Here is a 6,298-nt window from a genome sequence, read left to right on the forward strand (position 1 = left end):
GTTGGAGCGCGGGCATCCTTGCCCGCAAAATGCTCGTCGAGCGATCAGGTTTTTGCGGACTGGAAGTCCGCGCTCCAACTGATTTTTCAACAAGCTCGGCTGGATGCCTGCTCCATAAGCCTGCGCTCTTATTGTGACAGCGGTGAAAGTGTCACAACGGGTGGAGATCGTAATCAGGCTTCCTTTTATATTCGCAGCAGAGGTTAACTGATATGAATCAACAAACTTCATTCTCACGTTCAACATCGATTCTGACCAGCCGCATCATTGTCTGTGGAACGGTTCTGGCCGCATTAGCAAGTTACTTCTTTCAACCGGTTCGCAGTCTTTACTACTGTGTGGACATTCTCATCAGGACCTACCTGCATTTCGTTGCCGGGGCAATGGCGCATGAAGCAGCGCATGGACATCTGGGAAAGTCAAAGTCCTCTAACCTCTGGTGGGGCCGGCTGGCGTTAATTCCAACAACTGTTCCAAGCGTAACTTTTCGCAAAACCCATCTTCAGCATCACGCGGCCACAAATATTCCCGGCAAAGATCCGGATGAATTTTTGAATACCAAACGAGCCTGGGAAATTCCTTTTCGCGCTCTAGCCATGCCACATCACTGGTACTTGTGGCTCAAGAAAGATGGCCGTTTCACGAAACAGGATCAAATCGAGTATGCGGCGACTTATCTCGTATACATAGCCATCTATGGCACGATCGCTGCCTTTGTGGGTGTTGAACGCGTTCTGTTTGGTTTGTTCCCGGCTGCTGTTTTGCATTCCTTGCTGCTGTGGTATCCCTTCGCAATCAAGACGCATGAAGGTTATTCCACCGGTGCGCCGGAAACGCGTTCGCATAATTACTACGGCAAGTTGCTTTACTGGTCCACTTTCGGACTTTCCATGCATCAGTTGCATCACCTGAAACCGGGGCTTGCGTGGCTACAAATGGCCGGCTCCGTGCCTTCCGGAACATGGTTGCAGCAAGTTCGTTTTGAGCGGGATATCCAAAAACGCTTAGCCCCAGCGGCCTGAGGTACTGAGAATGTTCACCCATTACGAGCAATTCAATGACATGATTCGATTCCTGATCGATCGCTTCATCGGTTTATGCGCGATCGCATTTCGTGTGAATCTTTTCTTGCAAATGAAAACGTACTATTTGCGGCAAGCAGTGCTGCGCGTGAAGTTTAAAATCACGGATTCAACATCTGTTCATGGTTATGATGAATCTACCCGCGCCTCTGTGGAAGCATGCTACAGGAAATCTACCAGGGCTGTTTATTCCTACACATCAGGTTCCACAAAAGAACCAAAGAAAATAGTTTATGACTCCTGGAGACTTCTGAATACTCGTCTGGTTTTTGTTTCCGCCTTTTTCCAATATCTCGCGCAGTTACCGTTCAATCGAACTTTGTTCCTTTTCTCGCCAATCACGCCGGACAATTCGCTCACCACGCTTCTGCTTCAGGAAACAGGGCTTCCACCCTATGTTTCCGGGTTACAAGCTCCGCATCGCGTTCAAAATGATCCGGACATCCGGCTCGCGGCACAGAAATACGGAGAAACTGCAATGAGATTGTGGATTCTTGCCATTTCCAATCCGGCAATGATCTACGCCACGAATCCCTCCACGATCGCGACGTTCCTTCATGACCTTCACCAGAAATGGGAGACATCGCGCGAGCTGATCGTTGATTACATGAATACGAAACAGGAGTTGCGGCAAAACCTGCAACGCATTCACAAAAGAATTGCCTCGCGCGGCGCTTATGCGCGGCTGAAAAGAATTGCAGAAAGTTCACGTCCTTTGCCAATCAGCGAACTATTCCCCGGTCTTCGTGGCTTTTCTTGCTGGGATGGTGGTTATGTTGGTCCGTTCCTGGATCAAATCCGGACATGTTTGCCGAAGCCGCAATACAGCCATTGGCCGATGTACTCGATGTCCACAGAAACGATCGAAACAATCGCAGGATTGCGTCAGGGTCAACCCTATTTTGTTCCTCTTGCTCCTGGTGTTTACTACGAGTTTATTGAAGAAGGAAAAAGTGATGTGCATTTTCATCTTCTCGGTCCGCGCGATCTGGTTCCGGGCAAGCTTTATAGCATGGTCGTCAGCGATGCGTACGGCCTGCAAAGGTATCAAACCGAGGATCTGTTTGAATGCATCGGTTTTGTTTCGGGGATTCCTGATTTGCGTTTCGCGCGACGCCGCAATCTTTCCTATTCGTTTACAGGGGAGAAATTAACAGCCGAGCAATTGAAATTTGCTTATCAAGATGTTGTATTGCTCTACCCGGAATTGAGCAGCTCAAGCTTCTTAACTTGTTTTCCATCCAAACCTTGTGGCGAGTTGATTCCGCATTACCGGCTGATCTTTGTCGAAATGAACGGAAAATGTTCCATGAATCTCCCGGCCATTACTTCACACGTCGAACAAAAATTGCGTGAGTTCAATCCGGAGTTCAGGTCAAAAATCAACAGCGGTCGATTAGGGAGAATGGAATTCGAATCCATTTCCGTTCAAGAATTTGTGCATCGCGTTGCCGGCCACGCGGAAACGTCGGTTTTTGGATCGCAATTTAAGTTCCTGCCTTTGTATCCAAAGTTGTGGGAGGCCTTGCATGAATCACCAAATTCTCGATCTTAAGCGGATCCATCTTGTTAGCTGGGATGTTGATGGAACTTTGTTTTCCTATTTCCGGTTGGTTTTGGAACTCATTCATGGGATTTATCAAGCCTCTCATGTCAACGGTTGGAAGAACATCGGAAAACGACTTTGGAAAACCTGGGAGTTTCACAAAATGGTGGAACAGCAGCGTGGTGGTATGGACAGTTCCGTTTTCTTAAAGCAAAAGGAGGAAGCGATGCAAGTCCAGGCCTGGGAAAAAGAAGCAATGCAAAAAGCGCTTCGTAGAATTCGGCCGCGCCAGGATGCCATGTATTTACTCGAACGGTTGTCTGCATTGGGAACGATTCAGGTTGCGTTGAGTGATTTCGAATGCCAGTACAAACTCGAATCACTTGGACTCAGCAGGCATTTTCGAAGGGCTTATTCCTGCCAGGAAATCGGATTCTGGAAACCATCTCCCGTCCCGCTTGCAAAGATTCAAAATGATTTCGGAATTCGTCCGGAACAACATCTTCACATCGGTGACAGATTCGACGCAGATGGTCAGGCTTGCATCAGAAATGGTTGTCACTTTCTACCGGTGAATCAGCTTTTCATTTTTCAGGGAAAGGAAAATCGATGAGCTTGATTCCGGTTTTCGTCCTAGCATGCGGCCTGATGATGATGTTGTTTGAGCAGAGAAGGCCAGCCCGGTATTGGCCCTCTGCTGCCGGATGGTGGATGCGAGCGCTTTTGTTAAATGTTATTCAGTTTGTCTCGGTTTATATGGCGGGATGGATTTTGGATCCCTGGTTTCGTGAAAACCGTCTGTGGCATTTACAAACAATTGGAACTGTACAGACGAGTTTTGTTGGCTACTTTGTATTAACTTTTATCTATTATTGGTGGCATCGCTTCCGTCATGAATCTGGATTCCTGTGGCGGTGGTTTCATCAACTGCATCACAGTCCTCAAAGAATTGAAATTATCACAAGCTTCTACAAACATCCGTTTGAAATCATTGCGAACAGTATTTTGAGCAGTTTTATTTTGTATTTGGTCCTGGGCCTGAGCTCCGAAGCAGCTTCTGGTGCGATTCTGTTAAGCGGGTTGGCGGAGATTTTCTACCATTGGAATGTTGCCACTCCGCATTGGCTGGGGTACTTCATTCAACGACCGGAAAGTCATTGCTTTCATCACCAGAAAGGAGTCCATTCGCACAACTATGGTGATTTGCCCTTATGGGACATCTTATTCGGTACGTTCCAAAATCCACGTATCTGGAACAACAAATGCGGTTTTGAATCGGGAGAGAATCAGATGTTTAAGATGTTAAAGGGAGTTGATGTTTCCACCCTTAAGAGGATCTCTTCTTATGTTTAGAAAGCGCGCCTTAGCTCTTTGTTTTCTCTGAGTGCTTCAGATCTTTGCAAGTTTATTCGATTTAACGTTGATTAAAGCAGTTGCTGCAGCCACAACGGCATCTCCCGCGCCCCAAATTTTTACCACAGTAAGAGGTCTCGAAACCTTTTCTACAAAATTTCATCTGGAATGGTCGGATAAAAAGGGCGAGCAGCATGCAATTGTTTTGACGCCTGATGTTTATTCGTGGCTCAAAGGTCCCTACAACAGACGAAATGTTTATGGCGCGGTGCTTGCTTTTGGTCCGGTTCTTGCCACGGAGCCAAAAACTCGCGAGATGTTTTTGTCAGTTTCACGGTATGCCCTTTGTGATGAAGCTCCTTTGCTACGTGAAATGGGGATCGATCCAGCTAGCATTGCTGGAGATGTGAGAATTCGTTTGGAACCCTTGCATGATTCGAAGGTCGATAATCTGCCACTCGTCTTCGATCTACAATGCCTTTAGACGTTACCGTTCTGCGAAAACACGCATTTCGAACGCTTCTAGCTTTGTATCTCCTGGTACATTTTGTTCAGCTGATTCCCTGGGGAGCCGAACTGTTTTCGAATGCCGGAGTGATTCCTGAAGCGAAGTTTAGCCCTCTCGCTTCCTTATTTCCCAATTTGTTTACTGTTTGGGACTCGCCCCTTGTTGTTACTACCGTATTAGTTGCCAGCAGTATTCTGTGTGTATTGCTTCTACTGGGATGCGACGACAGGCTTGTCGCCATAATCCTCTGGTATTTTTGGGCCTGTTTGTATGGCCGGAACCCGCTTATTTCAAATCCTGCTCTTCCTTTCGTTGGATGGTTGCTATTAGCTCACGCATGTATTCCAGGTAGTAAGTCCGCGGATCACCGTTCTACCACTCATTCGATTCGTTTCGCAGCCTGGATTGTACTTTCCGCGGCATACAGTTATAGCGGCTACACGAAATTGATGAGTCCATCTTGGCTGGATGGATCTGCAATGGTTCACGTATTGAATAGCCCGTTGGCGCGGCCTACGTGGTTCCGCAAAACTCTGATCCATTTTCCTTTTCTCATTCTAGGAGTTGCTAGCTGGTCTGTTCTGGCGTGTGAATTGTTTTTTGCACCTTTGTGTATCATTCGCAGATTTCGATTGTTCTTGTGGAGTTTCATGTTGTCAGTTCATGTCGGTTTGATTGTCCTGCTTGATTTTGCGGACCTTAGTATTGGAATGATTCTCTTTCATCTTTTTACAGCGCCGGTCCTGAGTAAAGGGGAGAGCAGACAATGAATTCCGATTCTTAACTGGCATCAAGCCGGCGCTCGTTTTTGCATCAATCGCCTGTGTCCGAGGCATCTTCAAAATCGTAGCAAGTCAATGATAGGATCTTCTATTGCCGGTTTGCGAAAATGAAAAGAGACAAGATTGTCATCTGGCGTCCGCGCGATATTCCTCAACTTGAATTGCGGCGCGGTTTTGCTGTCGCAGCACCGGTTCCCAGGCACTGGCATGAGGATTATCAACTCTGTCTGATTGAGTCAGGCGGTGGCGATCTCAACTATCGCGGCACCACTTTTCCAACTCCGCCGGCAACCCTTTTCATAGTCTTTCCGGGTGAAGTCCATTCGAACAGGGCAACCGTTGGTCCCGGTTGTACGTATCGGACGATCTACGTTGATCCGAAATTAATGCAGCAAAGCGCAACTGAGATTCACGACAAACAATCCGGGATTCCTTTCTTTCCAACAACTGTTCTCTTTGAACAAGATGTGATTCGAAAATATTTTGAGCTACATCTTGCTCTTGAGCATCCCTCGACCAGTCTGGAAAGGCAGACAATTTTGTTAGAGTTACTGGCCGATTTGCTCACGCGTTTTGCGGAGAATCGTTCTTCACCGCCTACCATTCGTATGGAAAATGCTGCCGTGCAACGGGTATGCGACTACTTGATAGCGCATTACTCGGAGAATGTTACGTTGGAGGATCTCGCGCGCATTGCTAACCTCAGTGGTTTCCATCTCAATCGCGTTTTTTCCAAGCACCTTGGGATGCCACCGCATGCCTTTCAAACTCAAGTCAGAGTGCTGCGCGCTAAGGCTTTGTTATTGAAGGGATGTTCGATCTCTCAGGCGGCGATGCAAACCGGCTTTGCAGATCAGAGTCACCTGACGCGTCATTTTAAGCGGCTTCTGCTGGTTCCTCCCGGACATTACGTTCAAAGCAGTAAGAACTTTCCTTAAAAACACTCTGATTTCGCTTATTACTTCTTCGTTCTTTAGCGATCTCTCGCTATTGGGCCTGCAACTCTACAAGCAGTTCCGTAATTCTA

At 47.3% G+C, this 6,298-nt stretch carries 8 protein-coding genes; all 8 read left to right on the plus strand.

Going from position 1 to position 6,298, the window contains the following annotated elements; genetic code table 11:
* Positions 1 to 207 (plus strand): hypothetical protein (locus L0156_15385; protein ID MCI0604379.1); only part of this gene is annotated, 207 nt, incomplete at its 5' end.
* Between the two features lie 5 nt (positions 208 to 212).
* Positions 213 to 1,022 carry a fatty acid desaturase gene (locus tag L0156_15390; protein ID MCI0604380.1) on the plus strand — a complete coding sequence of 270 codons (810 nt, stop codon included), beginning with the start codon at positions 213 to 215 and terminating at the stop codon, positions 1,020 to 1,022.
* A 10-nt stretch (positions 1,023 to 1,032) separates the two neighbouring features.
* Complete coding sequence (locus L0156_15395) at positions 1,033 to 2,637, plus strand: GH3 auxin-responsive promoter family protein (protein MCI0604381.1); 1,605 nt, start codon at positions 1,033 to 1,035, stop codon at positions 2,635 to 2,637.
* Positions 2,612 to 3,241 carry an HAD family hydrolase gene (locus tag L0156_15400; GenBank protein MCI0604382.1) on the plus strand — a complete coding sequence of 210 codons (630 nt, stop codon included), beginning with the start codon at positions 2,612 to 2,614 and terminating at the stop codon, positions 3,239 to 3,241. The genes L0156_15395 and L0156_15400 overlap by 26 nt, the downstream gene beginning before the upstream one ends.
* The gene (locus tag L0156_15405; GenBank protein MCI0604383.1) at positions 3,238 to 3,981 is read left to right on the plus strand and encodes a sterol desaturase family protein; all 744 of its coding nucleotides are present in this window, start codon (positions 3,238 to 3,240) and stop codon (positions 3,979 to 3,981) included. Before L0156_15400 ends, L0156_15405 begins: the two co-directional genes overlap by 4 nt.
* A gap of 67 nt (positions 3,982 to 4,048) precedes the next feature.
* Positions 4,049 to 4,465, plus strand: coding sequence for a hypothetical protein (locus L0156_15410; GenBank protein ID MCI0604384.1), 417 nt, complete (start codon positions 4,049 to 4,051; stop codon positions 4,463 to 4,465).
* On the plus strand, positions 4,456 to 5,259 hold the full coding sequence (locus L0156_15415; GenBank protein ID MCI0604385.1) for a hypothetical protein: 804 nt from the start codon (positions 4,456 to 4,458) through the stop codon (positions 5,257 to 5,259). The genes L0156_15410 and L0156_15415 overlap by 10 nt, the downstream gene beginning before the upstream one ends.
* A gap of 119 nt (positions 5,260 to 5,378) precedes the next feature.
* On the plus strand, positions 5,379 to 6,209 hold the full coding sequence (locus L0156_15420; GenBank protein ID MCI0604386.1) for an AraC family transcriptional regulator: 831 nt from the start codon (positions 5,379 to 5,381) through the stop codon (positions 6,207 to 6,209).
* Positions 6,210 to 6,298: the final 89 nt, after the last annotated feature.

The sequence above is a fragment of the bacterium genome (assembly GCA_022616075.1).
In the GTDB taxonomy this organism is placed as follows: Bacteria; Acidobacteriota; HRBIN11; order JAKEFK01; family JAKEFK01; genus JAKEFK01.